17 protein-coding genes are annotated in these 22,278 nt (G+C 62.1%); 6 read left to right on the top strand and 11 right to left on the bottom strand.

Annotated features, from left to right (window positions below; all coding sequences use genetic code 11):
• Positions 1–149 precede the first annotated feature (149 nt).
• Positions 150–1,223 carry a scabin-related ADP-ribosyltransferase gene (locus HX866_RS01455; RefSeq protein ID WP_177137811.1) on the top strand — a complete coding sequence of 358 codons (1,074 nt, stop codon included), beginning with the start codon at positions 150–152 and terminating at the stop codon, positions 1,221–1,223.
• Between the two features lie 130 nt (positions 1,224–1,353).
• Here the strand turns inward: HX866_RS01455 and HX866_RS01450 are convergent, their stop codons facing one another.
• Positions 1,354–1,665 (bottom strand): Nif3-like dinuclear metal center hexameric protein, encoded by a 312-nt coding sequence (locus HX866_RS01450; RefSeq protein ID WP_100944717.1) that lies wholly within the window; start codon positions 1,663–1,665, stop codon positions 1,354–1,356.
• 6 nt (positions 1,666–1,671) lie between these two features.
• On the bottom strand, positions 1,672–5,568 hold the full coding sequence (gene purL, locus HX866_RS01445; protein WP_177137809.1) for a phosphoribosylformylglycinamidine synthase: 3,897 nt from the start codon (positions 5,566–5,568) through the stop codon (positions 1,672–1,674).
• 287 nt (positions 5,569–5,855) lie between these two features.
• Here purL and mltF point away from each other — a divergent pair, with 287 nt between their 5' ends.
• A complete protein-coding gene (mltF, locus tag HX866_RS01440) occupies positions 5,856–7,316 on the top strand; it encodes a membrane-bound lytic murein transglycosylase MltF (RefSeq protein WP_177137807.1) in 1,461 nt (486 codons plus the stop codon).
• Between the two features lie 422 nt (positions 7,317–7,738).
• Here mltF and pdxJ read toward each other — a convergent pair whose 3' ends face one another.
• The 9 genes from pdxJ to lptF form a co-directional block, all read right to left on the bottom strand.
• Complete coding sequence (gene pdxJ, locus HX866_RS01435) at positions 7,739–8,485, bottom strand: pyridoxine 5'-phosphate synthase (protein ID WP_177093071.1); 747 nt, start codon at positions 8,483–8,485, stop codon at positions 7,739–7,741.
• A gap of 178 nt (positions 8,486–8,663) precedes the next feature.
• Complete coding sequence (gene recO, locus HX866_RS01430; protein ID WP_177126469.1) at positions 8,664–9,353, bottom strand: DNA repair protein RecO; 690 nt, start codon at positions 9,351–9,353, stop codon at positions 8,664–8,666.
• A gap of 198 nt (positions 9,354–9,551) precedes the next feature.
• Positions 9,552–10,454, bottom strand: coding sequence for a GTPase Era (gene era, locus HX866_RS01425; RefSeq protein WP_177093073.1), 903 nt, complete (start codon positions 10,452–10,454; stop codon positions 9,552–9,554).
• Positions 10,447–11,136: a ribonuclease III gene (gene rnc / locus HX866_RS01420; protein WP_177093074.1), complete on the bottom strand. Its 690-nt coding sequence runs from the start codon at positions 11,134–11,136 to the stop codon at positions 10,447–10,449. Before rnc ends, era begins: the two co-directional genes overlap by 8 nt.
• Positions 11,133–11,510, bottom strand: coding sequence for a DUF4845 domain-containing protein (locus tag HX866_RS01415; protein ID WP_177093075.1), 378 nt, complete (start codon positions 11,508–11,510; stop codon positions 11,133–11,135). The genes rnc and HX866_RS01415 overlap by 4 nt, the downstream gene beginning before the upstream one ends.
• Before the next feature lie 61 nt (positions 11,511–11,571).
• On the bottom strand, positions 11,572–12,426 hold the full coding sequence (lepB, locus tag HX866_RS01410; RefSeq protein ID WP_177093076.1) for a signal peptidase I: 855 nt from the start codon (positions 12,424–12,426) through the stop codon (positions 11,572–11,574).
• Between the two features lie 5 nt (positions 12,427–12,431).
• Positions 12,432–14,231, bottom strand: coding sequence for a translation elongation factor 4 (lepA, locus tag HX866_RS01405; RefSeq protein ID WP_177093077.1), 1,800 nt, complete (start codon positions 14,229–14,231; stop codon positions 12,432–12,434).
• A 170-nt stretch (positions 14,232–14,401) separates the two neighbouring features.
• Positions 14,402–15,463 carry an LPS export ABC transporter permease LptG gene (gene lptG / locus HX866_RS01400; RefSeq protein ID WP_177093078.1) on the bottom strand — a complete coding sequence of 354 codons (1,062 nt, stop codon included), beginning with the start codon at positions 15,461–15,463 and terminating at the stop codon, positions 14,402–14,404.
• Positions 15,456–16,574, bottom strand: coding sequence for an LPS export ABC transporter permease LptF (lptF, locus tag HX866_RS01395; RefSeq protein ID WP_177093079.1), 1,119 nt, complete (start codon positions 16,572–16,574; stop codon positions 15,456–15,458). The genes lptG and lptF overlap by 8 nt, the downstream gene beginning before the upstream one ends.
• A gap of 302 nt (positions 16,575–16,876) precedes the next feature.
• On the opposite strand from lptF, the gene HX866_RS01390 reads away from it, so the two are divergent.
• The 4 genes from HX866_RS01390 to HX866_RS01375 all read left to right on the top strand — a co-directional run bounded on the left by HX866_RS01390 (position 16,877) and on the right by HX866_RS01375 (position 22,263).
• Positions 16,877–18,367, top strand: coding sequence for a leucyl aminopeptidase (locus HX866_RS01390; protein ID WP_177137805.1), 1,491 nt, complete (start codon positions 16,877–16,879; stop codon positions 18,365–18,367).
• 57 nt (positions 18,368–18,424) lie between these two features.
• Entirely contained in the window at positions 18,425–18,853 is a 429-nt protein-coding gene (locus HX866_RS01385; RefSeq protein ID WP_177093081.1) for a DNA polymerase III subunit chi, read from the top strand.
• A gap of 8 nt (positions 18,854–18,861) precedes the next feature.
• Positions 18,862–19,299 carry a DNA polymerase III subunit chi gene (locus tag HX866_RS01380; RefSeq protein ID WP_177093082.1) on the top strand — a complete coding sequence of 146 codons (438 nt, stop codon included), beginning with the start codon at positions 18,862–18,864 and terminating at the stop codon, positions 19,297–19,299.
• Positions 19,300–19,416: 117 nt separating this feature from the next.
• The gene (locus HX866_RS01375) at positions 19,417–22,263 is read left to right on the top strand and encodes a valine--tRNA ligase (RefSeq protein WP_177137804.1); all 2,847 of its coding nucleotides are present in this window, start codon (positions 19,417–19,419) and stop codon (positions 22,261–22,263) included.
• The last annotated feature ends 15 nt before the right edge of the window (positions 22,264–22,278 follow it).

Below are 22,278 nucleotides of genomic sequence, written 5' to 3'. Positions count from 1 at the left end.
TCTACACTCAGGGTTCACGCTGTGGACCGAGGCTCCGTTCAGCGGAGCCTTATCCGGCAGAAGCAGTGAAAGGTGTCACGTCGAAGAATGTGTAGTCATGACGTATGTGATTCGGCATGGCTTGAGCGTTCTGGATGAGGCATCAAATCATGAAGAAACATGGCGGTTTTATACGGGCGGCGTCTGTCGCCGTGGTGGTATTGGCAGCTGCCTGGCAACCGGGCAGCCACGTGTGGGGCGCGGGAACGCCTCAGGGAGACGAGGAGCCCTGGTATCAAGCCTGGCTTCAGGTGACGGCGGATGCCAGCGTGCCGATCCGCGAAAGCAAACCCTCCCTGCATTGGCGAACCGACATGGACACGCTCTATCGGGGCGACACCACGGATCAGGGGCTTGAGGCCTTCCAGGTCGGGCTCTTGCCTAAAGCCGTGAATTTCCCCGGCAACGAGTGGATGTACGACTGGTTCAACCACGGGGCCGGGGCGGCACGTTCGGTCTATAGCAGCACGACACGCAGCCAGCGGATCGCCCAGAGTTTCGCCAAGGAATGGGTGTTCGAGTTCAGGGCCCCCCATGGCATCGACCAGGAAAAATCGGGAGGACCGATTGTCAGTGAGGAAGAGATCAGCTTCCCGGGCGGGGTCAAAGGGCGCTTTATCAAGCAGGCGTGCAAGAAGGACAATGCCGCTGATTGCGTCACGAACCCGGCCTACCGCGAACCCACCGGCCAGGAGAGCCGATTGGAGGTCGCGGCAATGTCCATAGACTGGAGCCAGGTGACGCCTCCAGAAGGCCTGGCATGGGTCACGAGCACACGTTCCTTCTGGGCAGTCGGCTCCTCGATCATCAACCCCGTACAGGGAGCGGACGCACTGGCCCATGGATTGCGAGCCAGGAACTCACTGGCACCCAACTTGAGATTGGCGAGCAACCCGGAATCGCCCGCCTTCACCAACTCGGTCGTCGTCGCGTTTCGCGACTATACCGACGCCCGGAACTGGGCGGTCGCGGATGCGCAGAACGGTGGCTGGGTGTATGAAGTCAAACCCGATAGCGTGGCGGTGGATCTGTCAGGACCTAACACCGGCGGACGTGAAGGCGCTGTCGCGTTCATCGGCGGTATCAAGGCCGAGCTGCTGACGTCTGCGTGCCGGTTCGACAAAGGTGTGGGCCTGCCGGTCGAGTGCGTCGGCGAGAGAAAGATGCCTCCGCCTCAAGACTAGCGATCGAGGGGTTCCCCACGATTGGAAGCCATTGCGAGGCACTGGAAACGGGCTATCTCCAGACAAGCAAAACCCGCCGAGGTGGCGGGTTTTGTGAAAGCGGTGAAACGGCCCACAGACCGGCAACCGGTCAGAAATCCGCCAAACGCCAGACTTCATAAGCCGGTGTTTCGTAGGGGTGGCTCTGCTTGAGCGCCAACACCACCGCCTCGATCAAGGCGTCCGCCACCACCAGCTCAACCTTCCATTCTTCCACCTGCTCGACCACACCGGTCTGCCCGAGAAACGGCTGGCTGCCGTCCAACGGGCGAAACTGGCCTTGACCCAGCACCTGCCACGCACACTGGTCATAAGCACCGATCCGCCCGCCTCCGGCGGCGAATACGGCACTCTTGACCTGTTCCACATGGCTCGGCGGAACGAAAAAGCTGAGCTTGTACATGACCGCTTAGTTAACCCAGGTCCGGGCGTTGCGGAACATGCGCATCCATGGCGCGTCTTCGTTCCAGTCTTCCGAGCGCCAGGAGTTCTGCACGGCACGGAACACTCGCTCAGGGTGCGGCATCATGATGGTGACGCGACCGTCGCGGCTGGTCAGCCCGGTGATCCCGCGCGGCGAGCCGTTCGGGTTGGCCGGGTAGGCCTGGGTGACCTTGCCGTGGTTGTCGACGAAACGCATCGCCACGCAACCCGACAGGTCGGCTTGCAGCAGGGCTTCCTCGTTTTCGAACTCGGCATGGCCTTCGCCGTGGGCGATGGCGATCGGCATGCGCGAACCGGCCATGCCCTGCAGGAAGATCGAATTCGATTCCTGGATCTGCACCATCGCCACCCGCGCTTCGAACTGCTCGGAGCGGTTGCGCACGAAGTGCGGCCAGAACTCGCTGCCCGGAATCAGCTCGTGCAGGTTGGACATCATCTGGCAACCGTTGCACACGCCGAGGGTGAAGCTGTCGCTGCGCTCGAAGAAGCCCTGGAAGGCATCGCGGGCACGGGCGTTGAACAGGGCCGACTTGGCCCAGCCTTCGCCGGCGCCCAGCACGTCGCCGTAGGAGAAGCCGCCGCAGGCGACCATGCCCTTGAAGTCGTTCAGGTCGACGCGACCGGCGAGGATATCGCTCATGTGCACGTCGATGGCGTTGAAGCCGGCACGGTCGAACGCCGCAGCCATTTCCACCTGGCCGTTGACGCCCTGCTCACGCAGCACGGCAACCTGTGGACGAATGCCTTTCTTGATGTAAGGCGCGGCGATGTCCTGGTTCACATCGAAGCTGGTCTTGTAGCTCAGGCCCGGGTTGCCCTCGTCGAGCAGGACGTCGAATTCCTGGTCGGCGCATTCGGCGTTGTCGCGCAGGCGCTGGATACGGTAGCTGGTTTCCGCCCACTGGCGCTGCAACAGACGACGCTCGCCGGTGAAGACCGTGTCGCCGTCGAAGGTGATGCTGACTTCGCCATTGTTCAACGGCTGGCCGATCACCGATACGCAGTCGCCCAGGCCGGCAGCGCTGAATTGCGCCAACACGTCCGGGGTGGAGTCCTGGCGAACCTGGATCACCGCACCGAGCTCTTCGTTGAACAGGATGGCCGCGAGGTCGGCGGAGGTTTCCGCCAGGCCGTCGAGATTCAGGTGCAGGCCGCAATGACCGGCAAAGGCCATTTCCAGCACGGAAGTCAGCAGGCCGCCATCGGAACGGTCGTGGTAGGCCAGCAGGTGACCGTCGGCGTTGAGGCCCTGGATCACCGCGAAGAAAGCCTTCAGGTCTTCGGCGTCGTCGACGTCCGGAGCCACTTTGCCGAGCTTGCCGTAGACCTGGGCCAGGATCGAGGCCCCCATGCGGTTCTGGCCACGACCGAGGTCGACCAGGATCAGATCGGTGGTGCCCTTGTCCATGCGCAGTTGCGGGGTCAGGGTCTGGCGAATATCGGTAACCGGCGCAAAACCGGTAACGATCAGCGACAGCGGCGAGGTCACGCTCTTGTCGGCGCCCTCGTCGTTCCAGCGAGTGGCCATGGACATGGAGTCCTTGCCCACCGGAATGGTCAGGCCCAATTCAGGACACAGTTCCATACCGACCGCTTTGACGGTGTCGTACAGGCGGGCGTCTTCACCCGGATGACCGGCAGCGGACATCCAGTTGGCCGACAGCTTGATGTCGGACAGCTTGCCGATCCGCGAAGCCGCGATGTTGGTCAGGGTTTCGCCGATCGCCATGCGACCGGAAGCCGGCGCGTCGAGCAGGGCTAGCGGCGTGCGCTCGCCCATGGCCATGGCTTCACCGGTGTAGACGTCGAAGCTGGTGGCGGTGACGGCAACGTCAGCCACCGGGACCTGCCACGGGCCGACCATCTGATCACGGGAGACCAGGCCGGTAATGGTGCGGTCGCCGATGGTGATCAGGAAGCTCTTGCTGGCCACGGCCGGGTGATGCAGTACACGTTCCACGCATTCGGCCAGGGCCAGGGTGCTCGGATCGAAATCGTCGCCCAGCTCGGTTTCACGGACCGCCGAACGGTGCATACGCGGGGCCTTGCCCAGCAGCACTTCCAGCGGCATGTCCACCGGACTGTTGCCGAAGTGGCTATCCGTGACAGTAAGCTGCGGCTCGGCAGTGGCTTCGCCGACCACGGCGAACGGGCAGCGCTCGCGCTCGCAGATGGCCTGGAAGCGTTCGAAGTCCGCCGCGCCGACCGCCAGGACATAACGTTCCTGGGATTCGTTCGACCAGATTTCGTGCGGGGCCATGCCCGGCTCGTCATTGGGGATGTTGCGCAGTTCGAAACGACCGCCGCGATCACCGTCGTTGACCAGTTCCGGGAAGGCGTTGGACAGACCACCGGCACCCACGTCGTGGATAAAGCTGATGGGGTTCTTGTCGCCCAGCTGCCAGCAACGGTCGATGACTTCCTGGCAGCGACGTTCCATTTCCGGGTTTTCGCGCTGTACCGAAGCGAAGTCCAGGTCCGCCGAGCTGGTGCCGGTGGCCATGGAGGACGCCGCGCCGCCGCCCAGGCCGATCAGCATCGCCGGGCCGCCGAGGACAATCAGCTTGGAGCCGACGACGATTTCAGCTTTCTGTACGTGTTCGGCGCGGATGTTGCCCATACCGCCGGCCAGCATGATCGGCTTGTGGTAACCGCGCACTTCATCACCACGAGGCGTGGTGATGGATTGCTCGAACGTACGGAAGTAGCCGGTCAGGGCCGGACGACCGAATTCGTTGTTGAACGCGGCGCCACCCAGTGGGCCTTCGATCATGATGTCCAGCGCGGTCACAATGCGCTCAGGCTTGCCGTACGGCACTTCCCACGGCTGTTCGAAGCCGGGGATCTGCAGGTTGGATACGGTGAAACCGGTGAGGCCGGCTTTCGGCTTGGCGCCGCGACCGGTTGCACCTTCGTCGCGGATCTCGCCACCGGAACCGGTGGCGGCACCCGGGAACGGGGCAATCGCGGTCGGGTGGTTGTGGGTCTCGACTTTCATCAGGATGTGCACCGGCTCCTGCACCGCGCCGTACTGGCGGGTTTCAGGGTCCGGGAAGAAACGTCCGGCGACATTACCGACGATCACCGAGGCGTTGTCCTTGTAAGCCGACAGAACGCCTTCGCTGTGCATCTGGTAGGTGTTCTTGATCATGCCGAACAGGCTTTTTTCCTGGCTCTGGCCGTCGATATCCCAACTGGCGTTGAAGATCTTGTGACGGCAGTGCTCGGAGTTGGCCTGGGCGAACATCATCAGTTCGATGTCGTGGGGGTTGCGCTTGAGGCCGTTGAACGCATCGACCAGGTAGTCGATCTCGTCTTCCGCCAGGGCCAGGCCCAGCTCGACGTTGGCTTTTTCCAGTGCGGCGCGCCCACCGCCCAGCAGATCGATGGCCGTCAGCGGCTTCGGCTCGGCGTGGCTGAACAGGCCGGCAGCCTGTTCCAGCGTGCTCAGCACGATCTGGGTCATGCGGTCATGCAGGGTCGCAGCGATCAGTTCGGCTTCGGCTTCGCTGAATTGGCCCGCGACGTAGAAAGCGATACCACGCTCCAGGCGCTGGACTTTGCCCAGGCCGCAGTTACGCGCGATGTCGCTGGCCTTGCTCGACCAGGGCGAAATGGTACCGAAACGTGGCAACACCAGAAACAGACGACCGGTCGGCTCCTGGACCGGCACGCTCGGGCCGTATTTCAGCAGACGGGCCAGCACTTGCTGTTCGTCGCCAGTCAGCACGCCGGTCACTTCGGCGAAATGGGCGAACTCGGCATACAAGCCGCTGACAGCCGGAACCTTTTGGCTCAGTTGCTCGAGCAGTTTGCTGTGGCGAAAGGCGGAAAGGGCAGGAGCACCGCGCAGGATCAACATCTTCGGGACAGCCTCGGGAAGGGGGTGTGCTTTGAGGCCGTGCATTCTAGCCTAAACCGCCCGCGACGGCACCCGAAACGGCACGCTTGCCTCACAGCAAATGCCTCTCAACGCCTAATCACCCATTCCTACATATCATTACCATTATTCATAAGCACTATTTTATAAAGTTCATACACCCTCAAAAGCCCATTCCTACAGCCTCCAGCCTTTCCCGGGGATCGCTAGCAGACCGGCGTGATTCTGTCGAGATATGGCGGCCGGGGTCCTTTGCGTATACTGCGCCAATGTTCTTCCCTACTGCTTTCCGCCCGCGCTGTGCCAGGTGGCTCATCGCAACCGGAATCTTCCTGATGCTCGGTGCCTGTGTTGATAAACCCAGCACACTCGAGCGCGTAAAGGAGGACGGTGTACTGCGGGTGATCACCCGTAACAGCCCGGCCACCTATTTCCAGGATCGCAACGGCGAAACCGGCTTCGAGTACGAGCTGGTCAAGCGCTTTGCCGATGACCTGGGGGTCAAGCTCGAGATCGAAACCGCCGACAACCTCGACGATCTGTTCAGCCAACTGGGCAAACCCAACGGTCCGGTGCTGGCGGCCGCCGGTCTGGTGAGCAGCGACGAACGCAAATTACAAGCACGTTTTTCCCACCCGTACCTCGAAGTCACCCCGCAGATCGTCTATCGCAATGGCCAGTCCCGCCCCACCACACCGGCGGACCTGGTGGGCAAACGCATCACGGTGCTCAAGGGCAGCAGCCATGCCGAACAACTCGCCGAGCTGAAAAAGCAGAATCCTGCTATCGAATACGAAGAGTCCGACGCCGTTGAGGTGGTCGACCTGCTGCGCATGGTCGATGAAGGTCAGATCGACCTGACCCTGGTGGACTCCAACGAAGTGGCGATGAACCAGGTCTACTTCCCCAACGTGCGGGTCGCCTTCGACCTCGGCGACGCCCGCAGCCAGCGCTGGGCGGTGGCTGCGGGGGAAGACAACAGCCTGCTCAACGAGATCAACGCCTACCTCGACAAGGTGCAGAAGAACGGCACCTTGCAACGCCTGAAAGATCGTTATTACGGGCATGTCGATGTACTGGGTTACGTCGGCGCCTATACCTTCGCCCAGCACTTGCAGCAGCGGCTGCCCAAGTACGAGAAGCATTTCCGGGCGTCGGCCAAGGAAGAGAAAGTCGACTGGCGGCTGCTGGCGGCCATTGGTTACCAGGAATCGCTATGGCAACCGGGGGTCACCTCCAAGACCGGCGTACGCGGCCTGATGATGCTGACCCAGAGCACGGCCCAGGCGATGGGCGTGTCCAACCGGCTGGATGCGAAGCAGAGCATCAGCGGCGGGGCCAAGTACCTGGCGTATATGAAGGATCAGCTGGACGAACAGATTGAAGAGCCGGACCGCACCTGGTTTGCCCTGGCGGCGTACAACGTCGGCAGCGGCCATCTGGACGATGCGCGCAAGCTGGCCGAGAAGGAAGGCCTGAACCCGAACAAGTGGCTGGACGTGAAGAAGATGCTGCCGCGTCTGGCGCAGAAGCAGTGGTACAGCAAGACCCGCTACGGTTATGCGCGGGGCGGCGAGCCGGTGCACTTCGTCGCCAACATCCGCCGTTACTACGACATCCTGACCTGGGTGACCCAGCCGCAGCTGGAAGGCAGCCAGGTGGCGGACAGCAACCTGCATGTGCCGGGTGTGGACAAGACCAAGCCGACCGAGCAGCCGCCACAGCTGTGACCGGGACCGTCTCCCCGGCAGATCCCGTCTTGCCCGCTTACGCACAATGGCGATCGACACGCTCCTTGTAGGAGCTGGCTTGCCAGCGATGAGGCCTTTGAGCCTTGCAGTGTTCTTGCAGACGCCATCGCCAGCAAGCCGGCTCCTACAGGACCGCGTCTCACCCAAAAATATCGTGCTGCCGAGGTCTTTGTAGGAGCTGGCTTGCCAGCGATGAGGCCTTTGAGCCTTGCAGTGTTTTGCGGACGCCATCGCCAGCAAGCCGGCTCCTACAGGACCGCGTCTCACCCAAAAATATCGTGCTGCCGAGGTCTTTGTAGGAGCTGGCTTGCCAGCGATGAGGCCCTTGAGCCTCGTATCGTCTTTACGGACGTCATCGCGAGCAATCGAGCGTCGACCGGATTGGGGATTCCCGGGGGATATCAGGCCTTCGGCGCAGCCGCCAGGATCAGCGCCTTCATCTCCGACACCGCGCCCTTGAACCCGACGAACAGCGCGTGCGCCACCAGCGCATGACCGATGTTCAGCTCGTTGATCCCCGGGATCGCCGCCACGGCTTCAACGTTGTGGTAATGCAGGCCATGCCCGGCATTGACGATCAAGCCCTGGGCCACGCCAAACGCCACGCCATCGGCGATCCGCTTCAGCTCTTCGGCCACTTCAGCCGGGGTATGGGCATCGGCATAACGCCCGGTGTGCAATTCGATAGCCGGTGCCCCGACACGCTTGGCCGCGGCGATCTGCCGCTCGTCAGCATCGATGAACAGCGACACTTCGCTGCCGATCTTGCTCAAACGCTCCACCGCCGCCTTGATCCGCTCTTCCTGCCCCGCCACGTCCAGGCCACCTTCAGTGGTCAGTTCCTGACGGGTTTCCGGGACCAGGCAGATATGCGCCGGACGAATGCGCTCGGCAAACGCCATCATCTCCTCGGTCACGCCCATCTCGAAGTTCATCCGCGTCTGCAACACGTCCTTGAGCAGCAGCACATCGCGCTCCTGGATATGTCGGCGGTCTTCACGCAGGTGCACGGTAATGCCGTCGGCGCCCGCCTCTTCGGCATCCAGCGCAGCCTTGACCGGATCGGGATAACGTGTGCCCCGGGCCTGACGCAGGGTGGCGACGTGGTCGATGTTCACGCCGAGAAGGATACGAGTGCTGGTGCTCACGGAAAGACTCCTGAAGAGTGGAAGATTCGACGCACAGCATACACGTCAGCCGTGGCCTTTACGGCCCGTTCTGTGAGGCGAATGCGCATGTGGAGGGTTATGACCGGGGCGTTGAGCCGTCACAGAAGCAGCAGTCGGCGTCGAGGTCCTGACCCCCATGAGTCGGCCCGCCCCCTGCTCAGGACTTGCGAAACAACTCGCGACTGACCAGCGGCTTGCCGCCCAGATGCACTGCCAGGGCCTGGCGCATCAGGCGCTTGGCCGCCGACAGCGCACCCACCGCCGTCCAGTCGGCCTGGGCCATGGCCAGCAGCTCGGTGCCCTGGAACAAGCCCGGTTGCAACAGGTAGACCCGCTCCAGGCCCGCGTCGACTTGCAGGCGGTACAAGCCGTCCGCCGCCACGGGTTCGCCGTGAATGTCCAGGTCCAGGGAAAAGCCGTAGCCGAGGTCGTCCAACAGCCGCCATTCAAAGGAGCGCAGCAAGGGTTCGAGGGCTCGGCCTTCGGCCAGGGCCAGCAGGGTCGCGGCGTAGTGGTCGAAGACCGCGGGGTGTGGGTCTTCGGCGGGGAGCAGGCGGATCAACAGCTCATTGAGGTAGAGACCGCTGAACAGGGCCTCGCCCACCAGCCAGGTGGAGACACCCGCGCTTTCCATCCGGCCGACGTTCTTCAGCTCGCTGCGACCGCGAAACTCGACTTCCAGGGGGACGAAGGGCCGCGCCAGGGTGCCGGCCTTGCCCCGCGCACTGCGCAGCACGGCGCGAAGGCGACCCTGCGGAGTGATGAAGTCCACCAGCGCGCTGTTTTCGCGATAGGCACGGGAGTGCAGGACGTAGGCCGGTTGGCTGGGAGGTGGGTTAGCGGACATCGGCGTATAAATGTCTCTGAAGGATGCGACGGCTTAATTGTGGCGAGCGGGCTTGCCCGCGCTCGACTGCGAAGCAGTCGCAAAACCGATCACCGCGTTCTACCTGACACACCGCGATCGCTGGTTTTAGGGCCGCTTCGCAGCCCAGCGCGGGCAAGCCCGCTCGCCACAACAAGCCCGCGCGCGGGACCCCTCGGGTTACAGGTCGCCGTAACCCAACGAACGCAATGCACGCTCGTCATCGGACCAGCCACCCTTCACCTTGACCCACAGGTTGAGCATGATCTTCGAATCGAACAGCAGTTCCATATCCTTGCGCGCCTCGGTACCGATGCGCTTGATACGCTCGCCCTTGTCGCCAATGATGATCTTCTTCTGGCCATCACGCTCGACGAGGATCAACGCATGGATATGCAGGGTCTTGCCCTGCTGCTTGAACTCTTCGATTTCCACGGTGATCTGGTACGGCAGCTCGGCGCCCATCTGACGCATGATTTTCTCACGCACCAGTTCCGCGGCCAGGAAACGGCTGCTACGGTCGGTGATCTGGTCTTCCGGGAAAAAGTGATCGTTTTCCGGCAGGTGCGAGGCGATCAGACTTTCCAGGTGCTCAAGGTTGTGCCCGTGCTGCGCCGAGATCGGCACGATCTGCGCCTTCGGCAACTGCTCCTGCAACCAGCTCAGGTGCGGCATCAGCTCGGCCTTGTCCTCGATCCGGTCGGTCTTGTTCAAGGCCACGATCACCGGGCCTTCAACGTACTGGATGCGCTCCAGGACCATCTGGTCCTCATCGGTCCAGCGGGTCCGATCCACCACGAAGATCACCACGTCGACGTCTTTCAACGCCGCCGAAGCAGTCTTGTTCATGTAACGGTTCAGGGCCTTTTCGCCGCCCTTGTGCATGCCCGGGGTGTCCACGTAGATCGCCTGCACGGCGCCTTCGGTCTTGATCCCGAGCATGTTGTGGCGAGTGGTCTGGGGCTTGCGCGAGGTGATCGCCAGTTTCTGCCCGAGAATATGGTTCAGCAGCGTGGACTTGCCCACGTTCGGCCGGCCGACGATGGCGACGTAGCCGCAGCGTGTTGCCGTTGAATCAGTCATTACCATTCTCCACGCCCAGGGCAATCAGTGCCGATGCCGCCGCTACCTGTTCGGCAATACGACGGCTCACACCCTGACCTCGGCTTTTTTCATTCAATAGGGTGATCTCGCACTCGACGAAGAACGTCCGGCAGTGCGGCTCACCCTGGATATCCACCACTTCGTAACGCGGCAGGTCGCAGGCCCGGGACTGGAGAAACTCCTGCAGCCGGGTCTTGGGGTCCTTGTTGGTGTCCACCAGCGTCAGGCTGTCGAACTCCGAGGTCAGCCAGGCCAACACCCGGTCCCGCGCGGCTTCCATGCCGGCATCCAGGTAAATGGCGCCGATCAGGGCTTCCAGGGCATCGGCGAGAATCGACTCACGGCGAAAACCACCGCTTTTCAATTCGCCGGAACCCAGGCGCAGGTAATCGCCCAACTCGAACCCCCGAGCCAGTACCGCCAGTGTTTCACCTTTCACCAGACGCGCGCGCAAACGCGACAACTGGCCTTCGCGGGCCTGGGGAAAACGCTCGAACAGCGCCTCACCGGCCACGAAGTTGAGAATGGCATCACCGAGGAATTCCAGGCGTTCGTTGTTGCGCCCGGCAAAACTGCGGTGGGTCAGGGCCAGGAGCATCAGCTCCTGATCCTTGAAGGTATAGCCGAGCTGGCGCTCGAGACGGTTTAAAGAAACGCTCACGGTTTGGCCACGCTGAATTCGTGGTCGAACTTGACCACCAGATCGATGTTCTGGATCAGCGGATCACGCTGCTCATATTTCAAGTGCGCGAGGAACCGGTTGTTCTCCAACGTCACGCTTAACACCTTGTCCAAATCCAAATCCTGAATACTGTTGACCTGCATGCCGCGGGTAACATGGGTATAAAAGTCGTTGACGGTGGTGATATCCGCCGCCTTGTCGGTTTCCACCGACATGATGATTCTCTTCATCGACAGGTAGTCGAGGTAATGCGGGACCACCTTCAACGCCACGCTGGCGGCAAAGGCGACTAAAGCCAGGGTCAGCAACCAGCCAAAAAACGACAGGCCTTTTTGCGAGCGAGCAGACGTCATCTTCATGGTCCTGCGGCACCTGAAAAAGCACTCGGCGCTGTGTTCACAGCGCCGGGTTTGGTTACTTGATCAGACCGACCCGGGAAAAATTCGGGAAGTGGCTGAGTTTCGGTTCGGGCCAGCTCATCCAGACCGCGAAGGCCTTGCCGACGATGTTCTCGTCGGGAACCATGCCCAGCAGCTCCTTGGGAATGTTCGGATCATCCCAGTAGCGGCTGTCGTTGGAGTTGTCGCGGTTGTCGCCCATCATGAAGTAATGGCCCGCCGGGACGGTCCACTCATGATCAGGCGGCGCGCGGTAACGGCCCATTTCCTTGCGGATCAGGTGCTCGGCGGCGCCCAGTTGCTCTTTGTAGAGCTCCGCGCTGCCGAGCATGCCCGGCTCGGCGCCGACCAATTGCTCAGCCACCGGCTGGCCGTTGACGAACAGCTTCTTGTCCGCGGTGTAGCGCACCACGTCGCCCGGCAGGCCGACTACACGCTTGATGTAGTTGACGTTGGGGTCGCTCGGGTAACGGAACACCATCACATCGCCGCGCTGCGGGTCACCGACCTTGATGACCTTCATGTCGATCACCGGCAAACGAATCCCGTAGGAAAACTTGTTCACCAGGATGAAGTCACCGACATCCAGGGTCGGCTTCATCGAGCCGGACGGAATCTGGAACGGTTCCACCAGGAACGAACGCAGCACCAGCACGATAAACAACACCGGGAAGAAGGATTTGCCGTATTCAACCAGCAAAGGCTCCTTGCTCAGTTTTTCGACCACATCGCCATCGGGCTGCGTCACGCTGCCCTGATAGGCAGCGATAGCGGAACGCCGACGAGGCGCCAGAAAGACCAGATCGAACAACGCCAAGACACCACAGACGGCGACGGCGATGACCAGCAACAGCGGGAAATTTAGTGACATAGGACCTAACTATCCAACCTGAGCACTGCAAGGAAGGCTTCCTGTGGAATTTCCACGTTACCTACTTGCTTCATGCGTTTCTTACCGGCCTTTTGCTTTTCCAACAGCTTGCGCTTACGGCTGACGTCACCGCCATAGCATTTGGCCAGTACGTTCTTTCTGAGGGCCTTGACGGTTGTCCGCGCCACGATCTGCCCGCCAATGGCGGCCTGGATGGCAACGTCGAACATCTGACGAGGAATCAGTTCTTTCATCTTCTCGGTCAACGCACGACCTTTGTAATGCGCGTTATCACGATGCACGATCAACGCCAGGGCGTCGACCTTTTCACCGTTGATCAGGACATCCAGCTTGACCAGGTTGGCCGACTGGTAACGATCAAAATGGTAGTCCAGCGAAGCATAGCCGCGACTGGTGGATTTGAGACGGTCAAAGAAGTCCAGGACCACTTCGTTCATCGGCAAATCGTAGGTCACTTGCACCTGCGAACCGAGGAACAGCATGTCGTGCTGAATGCCGCGCTTCTCGATACACAGGGTAATGACGTTGCCCAGGTGCTCCTGCGGCACAAGAATGTTCGCCCGGACGATCGGCTCGCGCATATCCTCGATGGCCGACAGGTCCGGCAGCTTGGACGGGTTGTCGACGTAGATGGTTTCGCCGTTTTTCAGCACCAACTCGAAGATTACCGTCGGTGCAGTGGTGATCAGGTCCAGGTCGTACTCGCGCTCCAGGCGCTCCTGGATGATCTCCATGTGCAGCATGCCGAGGAACCCGCAACGGAAGCCGAAGCCCAGGGCATCGGAGCTTTCCGGGGTGTACTGCAGCGAGGAGTCGTTCAGCGTGAGCTTTTGCAGGGCTTCGCGGAAATCTTCGAAATCGTCGGAACTGACCGGGAACAGACCGGCGTAGACCTGCGGCTGGATACGTTTGAAACCCGGCAGCACGTCGACGTCAGGGGTGGTGCTCAGGGTCAGGGTGTCACCCACCGGCGCACCGTGGATGTCCTTGATACCGGCGATGATAAAGCCCACTTCGCCGGCTTTCAGGTCGACGGTGGCGGTATGTTTCGGGTTGAACACACCAACGCTGTCCACCAGGTGCATCTTGCCGGTGGACTTGACCAGGATCTTGTCGCCCTTCTTCACGCGGCCGTGGCGCACGCGCACCAGGGACACGACGCCCAGGTAGTTGTCGAACCAGGAGTCGATGATCAGCGCTTGCAGCGGATCTTCGATATTGCCGGTCGGCGCGGGAATGGTGGTCACCAGGCGCTCGAGCACTTCGTCGACACCCAGGCCGGTCTTGGCACTGCAGGTGACGGCGTCGGTGGCATCGATACCGATGATTTTCTCGATCTCTTCCTTCACGCGGTCCGGATCGGCCTGGGGCAGGTCGATCTTGTTCAGCACCGGCATGACTTCCAGGCCCTGCTCGATCGCGGTGTAGCAGTTGGCAACGGACTGGGCTTCAACGCCCTGGCCGGCGTCCACCACCAGCAAGGCACCTTCACAGGCCGCCAGGGAACGGCTGACTTCGTAGGTGAAGTCGACGTGGCCCGGGGTATCAATGAAGTTCAGCTGATAGGTGATGCCGTCGCGAGCCGTGTAGTACAGGGTGACGCTATGGGCCTTGATGGTGATCCCGCGCTCGCGCTCGAGGTCCATGGAATCCAGCACCTGCGCTTCCATCTCGCGCTCGGCAAGGCCGCCGCACATCTGGATGAAGCGATCGGCCAGAGTCGACTTGCCATGGTCAATGTGGGCGATGATGGAGAAATTGCGGATATGACTCAAATCACTCACGGATCAACACTCAAAAAGGTTGCAGGCAGACTGCCCGCCGAAAAATAGCCGGGAATTGTACCTGATGCGCGACCAAGGCGTCACGTGAACAGGCCCGGCGGCACAGACAAAAAAGCCTCGGTCACTGGACAGAGGCTTTTTCCTGGATCAATCAGCGCTCAATCGCTTCATCATCCGGCCCGTCGCAACAGCCAGAAACCGGCCACCGCGCAGATCGCCGCCGGCACTACCACCGCCAGCAGGGGCGGGAAGCCGAACACCAGGCTCGACGGCCCCAGCAAGTCCTGGGCGATGCGGAAAGTGAAGCCCACCAGCACGCCGGTGAACACCCGCTGCCCCAGGGTAACCGAACGCAGCGGGCCGAAGATGAAGGAAATCGCCATCAGAACCAGTGCCGCAGTCACCAGCGGTTGCAGGACCTTGACCCAGAACGCCAGCCAGTAGCGACCGTTCGCCAGGCCCTGGTCCGCCAGGTAGTGGATGTAGCTCCACAGGCCGCTGATCGACAGGGCCTCGGGCACCATCACCACGGTACTCAGCAGGTTCGGGCTCAAGGCCACGTCCCAGCGCTCTTCCGGCACGTTGATCACTTCAGTGTGGCCGTCACGGAAATAGGTGGTGGTGACATCCGTCAGCGCCCAGAAGTCCTTGTCGAAGTGGGCTTTCTTGGCAAAGCTCGACGAGAGCATGTGGCGCTCGCTGTCGAAGTGATAGCGAGTCACGCCATACAGCAGGCCGTTGGGTTGCACGGCGTTGATATGGATGAACTCGTCACCCTGGCGGTGCCACAGGCCGTTGCGCGAACTCTGCGCATCCCCCGAGCCTTGGGCCAGGGCCTTGGCCGCCTGGGCCTTGCTCTCGGTGGCCGGGGCGACGTACTCGCCGACCAGCACGCCGATCAGCATCAGCAGCAGCATCGGCTTCATCACCGCCCAGACGATACGCCCAACGGACACGCCCGCCGCACGCATGATGGTCAACTCACTGTTGCTGGCCAGGCTGCCGAGGCCGATCAGGCAACCGATCAGACCGGCCATCGGCAACATGTCGTAGACCCGGCGCGGCGCGGTAAGCACCACAAAACTCAACACATCGGCCAAGGTATAGGTATCGGAAATGTTGCCCATCTCATCGATAAAGGCAAACAGCGAGGCCAGCCCGAGGATGATCCCCAGCACGGCGAGGATCGCCATGAACACACTGCTACCGATGTAGCGATCGAGCTTAACCACGAGCCATCTCCTTCACAGTGCGACGACTCGCCAGTTTCAAACGCAGGGGCTCCCAATACAGCAGCGACAGGCCGATGGCCAGGAACAGGCCGTGCACCCACCACATGCCCAAGGCCGGAGACAGATTGCCTTTCTCCAGCGAACCACGGGCCGAAATCAGCATGGTCAGGTAGGCCATATAAAGAAGGATCGCCGGCAGCAGCTTGAGGAAACGGCCCTGGCGAGGGTTGACCCGCGACAGCGGCACGGCCATCAGGGTCACGATAAACACCAGCAGGGGCAGCGAAAGGCGCCATTGCAGCTCGGCGACCGCTTTCAGGTCCGGGTTGCCGAACAGGGTCGAGGTCATCATCGCATCACGGTCGGTGACTTCTTCGCTGATCTCGGGCTTGGGCAGCATGACGCCATAGGTTTCGTACTTGATCGCCCGGTAATCGGCCATGCCAGGGCTGCCGTCGTAGCGATAGCCGTTTTCGAGGATCAGGTAGCGGTTGCCGTCCTGACGCACTTCCTGGCGGCCCTTCTCGGCCACCAGCACGGAAATGCCACGGTCCTTCTTGTTCACGCCAAAGCGTTTTTCCGAGATGAACACACCGCCCAGGTTCGCCCGATCATCGGACAGGCGTTCGGTATAGGTGACCCGCGAGCCATCGTTGAGCTCCTGGAAACGGCCGGGCACCAGGGTGTCGAACTCGGTCATGGCGTCCTGCTGGTTGAGCAGCAACTGGAATTGCAGGGCACCCTTGGGGGCCAGGCTCAGGCTGATCCAGGCGACGAGCAAGGCCACCAGCAGCGCCGGTGCCATGGTCATGCCCAGCAGGCGCTGCTGGCTCATGCCGGTGGCGGACAGCACAGTCATTTCGCTTTCGAGATAGAGCCGGCCGTAGGCCAGCAGGATCCCGAGGAACAGGCCCAGTGGCAGGATCAGCTGGAGGAAGCCGGGCAGGCGAAAGCCCATGATCAGGAACAGCGAGCCCGGGTCCAATTGGCCCGAGGCGGCCTGGGCCAGGAATTTGACGAAGCGTCCGCTCATGGTAATGACCAGCAGCACGGCGCTGACCGCGCTCAAGGTGATCAAGACTTCGCGGGACAGATAACGAAAAACAATCAAACCAGACACTCCAGGGTTGTCAGGCTAAGGTGGCCGAACAAAGCGAACACAGGCACCGACAGAGGGCCCGCCGCAGCGAGCCGTCCAAAAAGAGGCGCATTATCCTGTGATTGCTCCCGGCTGTCACTGCGCACTTATAGATGGCGCCCCGTCGGGCCATAACCGATCCGTATTGGGACTTGCCCCCGGCCAGCGCCGAGGTTCAAACTGCGGCCTTTGCCGGAGGCCACGCCATTGCGTCGCCCCGCCCCGGTGCAGAGCTGTCTCTGCGCCCTTCGACCTTAATATTCAGGGACCCGGACATGGAACTGGTTGTAAAAAGCGTCAGCCCAGAAACGTTGAAAACCGCCACCCTGGTGCTCGCCGTCGGCGAAGGCCGCAAGCTCGGCACCACCGCCAGCAAGATCGATGAACTCAGCGGCGGCGCCATCAGCGCCATCCTCAAGCGCGGCGACCTGGCCGGCAAAGTCGGCCAGAGCCTGCTGCTGCACAGCCTGCCCAACCTCAAGGCCGAACGCGTGCTGCTGGTGGGCGTGGGCAAGGACGCCGAACTCGGCGACCGCCCGTTCCGCAAAGCCGTTGCCTCGATCCTCGCCACCCTCAAGGGCCTGGGCGGCAACGACGCCGTGCTGGCCCTCGACGAAGTCGTGGTCAAGGGTCGCGACAGCTACGGCAAGACCCGCCTGCTGGCCGAAAGCCTGCTGGACGGCGAATACAACTTCGACCAGTTCAAGAGCCAGAAAGCCGAACCCCGCGCCCTGAAGAAAATCACCCTGGTGACCATCAAGGCCGCGCAAGCCGAAGTCGAACGCGCCGTCAGCCACGCCCGCGCCATCGCCGGCGGCATGGCCTTCACCCGCGACCTGGGCAACCTGCCACCGAACATCTGCCACCCGAGCTACCTCGCCGAACAGGCGAAGGACCTCGGCAAGGCGAACAAAGGCCTGAAGGTCGAGATCCTTGACGAGAAGAAGATCAAGGAACTGGGCATGGGCTCGTTCTACGCCGTCGGCCAGGGCAGCGACCAGCCGCCACGCCTGATCGTCATGCAATACAACGGCGGCAAGAAGTCCGAGAAGCCGTTTGCCCTGGTCGGCAAGGGCATCACCTTCGACACCGGCGGCATCAGCCTCAAGCCTGGCCCGGGCATGGACGAGATGAAATACGACATGGGCGGCGCCGCCAGCGTGTTCGGCACCCTGCACGCCGTGCTCGCCCTGCAACTGCCGATCAACCTGGTGTGCATCCTGGCCTGTGCCGAGAACATGCCGAGCGGCGGCGCGACCCGTCCGGGCGACATCGTCACCACCATGAGCGGCCAGACCGTGGAAATCCTCAACACCGACGCCGAAGGCCGCCTGGTGCTGTGTGACGCACTGACCTACGCCGAACGCTTCAAGCCCCAGGCGGTAATCGACATCGCCACCCTGACCGGCGCTTGCGTCGTCGCCCTCGGCGCCCACACTTCGGGCCTGCTGGGCAATAACGACGAACTGATCGAGCAACTGCTCAGCGCCGGCCGTCAAGCCGACGACCGCGCCTGGCAACTGCCGCTGTTCGATGAGTACCAGGAACAACTGGACAGCCCGTTCGCCGACATCGCCAACATCGGCGGGCCGAAAGGCGGGACCATCACCGCCGCGTGCTTCCTGTCGCGCTTCGCCAAACAGTTCAACTGGGCCCACCTGGACATCGCCGGCACCGCCTGGACCAGCGGCGGCAAGGACAAGGGCGCCACTGGCCGTCCGGTGCCCCTGCTGACCCAGTACCTGCTGGACCGCGCCAAGGCCTGAACCTGAGCCTGCCGGGCGACGTCGTTCAACAACGTCGCCCGGAACCCGGAATCCCCTATGACCCAAGTCGACTTCTATATCCTTCCCAGTGCGGACCCTTCGGCGCGCCTGGACTTTGCCTGCAAGCTGACCGAAAAGGCCTGGCGCCTGGGCCACAAGGTCTACCTGCATTGCAGCGACAGTGCCCAGCGCGATGATCTGGACGCCCGCCTGTGGCAGTTCAAGGGTGAAAGCTTCATTCCCCACGGCCCGGCGGAAAACGAGCCGGAAGGCAGCGTGGTGCTGGGTTTGGGTGAAGACCCCGGCGCTCACCAGGACCTGCTGGTGAACCTGGATATGAAGGTGCCACCCTTTGCTTCGCGCTTTGCCCGCGTGGCCGAAGTGGTGGTGGAAGACCCGGCGATACGTCAAGCGGCGCGGGAGAGTTTCCGCTTCTACCGCGAACAGGGCTATCCTCTGCAAGATCACCGCCTACAGCGACTTTGAGCACCCCGATGGACACTCCAAAACAACCACAAAAAGCTGCACCCTTGCTCGACGAGCTCGAATCGATCCGCAAGCTGCTGGGCGACGATACCCTGCAACCGCCCCTGCTGACCGAAACCGTCGCCAGCGAAGGACAGATCCCCATGCTGTTCGACATGGTGGGCAGCAAGACCAAGGCCGAGGTGAAACCCGAGGTGGTCGCTGCGCCCGTGGTCGCGCCGATACCCGCACCCGTGGCCGTGGCTGCGGAACCGGCCAAAGCCAGGAACCAGGACGCCTTGCTGCACCTGGACAGCGAACTGCGCGCCGCCGCGCAATTGATCATGCAGGACGTGATCGACGACTTCGCCCCGCATATCGAAACCGAGATCAAACGCCGCCTGGACGCACGGATGGAGCGGCTGCTCGCTGCAGTGACAAAGGGCAGCGACAAGCCGCAAGCTTGAAGCGGCAAGAAAAGGCGACACCCGTCCGCTTGTAGCTCGCAGCTTGTAGCTTGAAGCTGCCCCTCTCCCCTATACTTATCGGCTTTCCTGAATTAATGCCTAAGGGTCCCGCCGCGCATGGATAAGACCTACCAGCCGCACGCCATTGAAACTTCCTGGTACCAGACCTGGGAGTCCGAGAATTACTTCGCCCCGCAAGGCGCCGGCGACTCCTACACCATCATGATCCCGCCGCCGAACGTCACCGGCAGCCTGCACATGGGCCACGGTTTCAATAACGCGATCATGGACGCCCTGATCCGTTTCCGTCGCATGCAGGGTCGCAACACCCTGTGGCAGCCGGGCACCGACCACGCCGGGATCGCCACCCAGATGCTGGTGGAGCGCCAACTCGAAGCCCAGGGCCAGAATCGCCATGACCTGGGCCGCGAGAAGTTCCTGGAAAAGGTCTGGGAATGGAAGGATCAGTCCGGCGGCAATATCAGCCGGCAGATCCGTCGCCTGGGCTCGTCCGTGGACTGGAGCCGTGAGCGCTTCACCATGGACGACGGCCTCTCGGAAGCGGTGAAGGAAGCCTTCGTGCGCCTGCACGAAGATGGTCTGATCTATCGCGGCAAGCGCCTGGTCAACTGGGACACCAAGCTGCACACGGCGATTTCCGATCTCGAAGTGGAAAACCACGACGAGAAAGGTTTCCTCTGGAACCTGCGTTATCCACTGGCTGACGGCGCCAAGACCGCCGACGGCCTGGATTACCTGATCGTCGCCACCACCCGCCCGGAGACCATGCTCGGCGACTCGGCCGTGGCGGTAAACCCGGAAGACGAACGCTATAAAGCCCTGATCGGCAAATTTGTCGAGCTGCCGCTGGTCGGCCGTCGCATCCCGATCATCGCCGACGACTACTGCGATCCTGAATTCGGCACCGGCTGCGTGAAAATCACCCCGGCCCACGATTTCAACGACTACGAAGTCGGCAAGCGCCACAACCTGCCGCTGCTGAACATCTTCGACAAGAACGCCGCCGTGCTGCCAGCCTGCCAGGTGTTCAACCTCGACGGCACGCTGAACGACAGCATCGACGGCAAGATCCCGGCGCAATACGCCGGTCTCGACCGTTTCGAAGCGCGCAAGCAGATCGTGGCTGCCTTCGACGCCGCCGGCCTGCTGGTCAGCGTCGACGACCACAGCCTGAAAGTGCCGAAGGGCGACCGCTCCGGGACCATCATCGAGCCGTGGCTGACCGACCAGTGGTATGTCTCCACCAAGCCATTGGCCGAGCCGGCCATCGCTGCCGTGGAAGACGGCCGCATCGCCTTCGTGCCCAAGCAGTACGAAAACATGTACTTCTCCTGGATGCGCGATATCCAGGACTGGTGCATCAGCCGCCAGCTGTGGTGGGGCCACCGGATTCCGGCCTGGTACGACGAGTCGGGCAAGGTCTATGTCGGCCGCGACGAAGCCGAAGTACGGGCCAAGCACAACCTCGGCCCGGACGTGGCGCTGCAACAGGACAACGACGTCCTCGACACCTGGTTCAGCTCGGGCCTGTGGACCTTCTCCACCCTGGGCTGGCCGGAGCAGACGGAGTTCCTGAAAAAATTCCACTCCACCGACGTGCTGGTGACCGGTTTCGACATCATTTTCTTCTGGGTTGCCCGGATGATCATGCTCACCATGCATTTGGTGAAGGACGAGAACGGCACGCCACAGGTTCCGTTCAAGACGGTGTACGTGCACGGTCTGGTCCGTGACGGCCAGGGCCAGAAGATGTCCAAGTCCAAGGGCAACGTCCTTGACCCGCTGGATATCATCGACGGCATCGAACTCGAAGAGCTGGTCCAGAAGCGGACCACCGGCCTGATGCAGCCCAAGCTGCAGAAAGCCATCGAGAAGCAGACTCGCGCCGAGTTCGCCGAAGGTATCGCCAGCTACGGCACCGATGCCCTGCGCTTCACGTTCTGCTCGCTGGCCTCCACCGGTCGCGACATCAAGTTCGACATGGGTCGCGTCGAAGGCTATCGCAACTTCTGCAACAAGATCTGGAACGCCGCGCGCTACGTGCTGGACAAGGGCGACGACTGTGGCCAGAACGGTGAAGCCTACGAGCTGTCCCTGGCGGATCGCTGGATCATCTCGCAGTTGCAGCGCACCGAAGCCGAAGTGACCCGCCAGCTCGACCAGTTCCGTTTCGACCTGGCCGCCCAGGCCTTGTACGAGTTCATCTGGAACCAGTATTGCGACTGGTACCTGGAACTGTCCAAGCCGGTGCTGTGGGACGAGAACGCGCCGGTCGAACGCCAGCGCGGCACCCGTCGCACCCTGGTGCGCGTCCTGGAAGTGGCTCTGCGCCTGGCGCATCCGTTCATGCCGTTCATCACCGAAGAAATCTGGCAGCGCCTGGCGCCGCTGGTCGGGGCTGAAGGCAAGACCATCATGCTGCAACCATGGCCGGTGGCGAACGAAACCCGTATCGACGCGGCTGCCGAAGACGATATCGAATGGCTCAAGGGCCTGATGCTTGGCGTGCGCAACATCCGCGCCGAGATGAATATCGGCCCGGGCAAGCCATTGGCGTTGTTCCTGAAGAACGTCAATGTCCTGGACCAGCGTCGCCTGAGCGAGAACGAGCAGTTGCTGAAAAAGCTGGCCAAGCTCGAATCGATCACCGTGCTGGCGGCCGGCGACGAAGCACCGCTGTCCGCCACCGCGTTGGTCGGCGAGATGGAAGTGCTGGTGCCGATGGCCGGGCTGATCGACAAGGGCGCCGAACTGGCGCGCCTGGACAAGGAAATCCAGCGTCTGCAAGGTGAAGTGCAGCGGGTCGGCGGCAAGCTGTCGAATGCCGCGTTCGTCGACAAGGCTCCGGCCGAAGTCATCGAGAAGGAACGCGCCAAGCTGGCCGAGGCCGAGCAGGCCCTGGGCAAGCTGGCCGAGCAGCATGCGCGGATTGCCAGCCTGTAGGACTGGCATTAAAGA

The sequence above is a fragment of the Pseudomonas gingeri genome (assembly GCF_013386165.1).
GTDB classification, from domain to species: domain Bacteria; phylum Pseudomonadota; class Gammaproteobacteria; order Pseudomonadales; family Pseudomonadaceae; genus Aquipseudomonas; species Aquipseudomonas gingeri_C.
The sequence above is the reverse complement of the archived record's forward strand: the minus strand, read 5'-3'. Positions and strand labels throughout refer to the sequence as shown.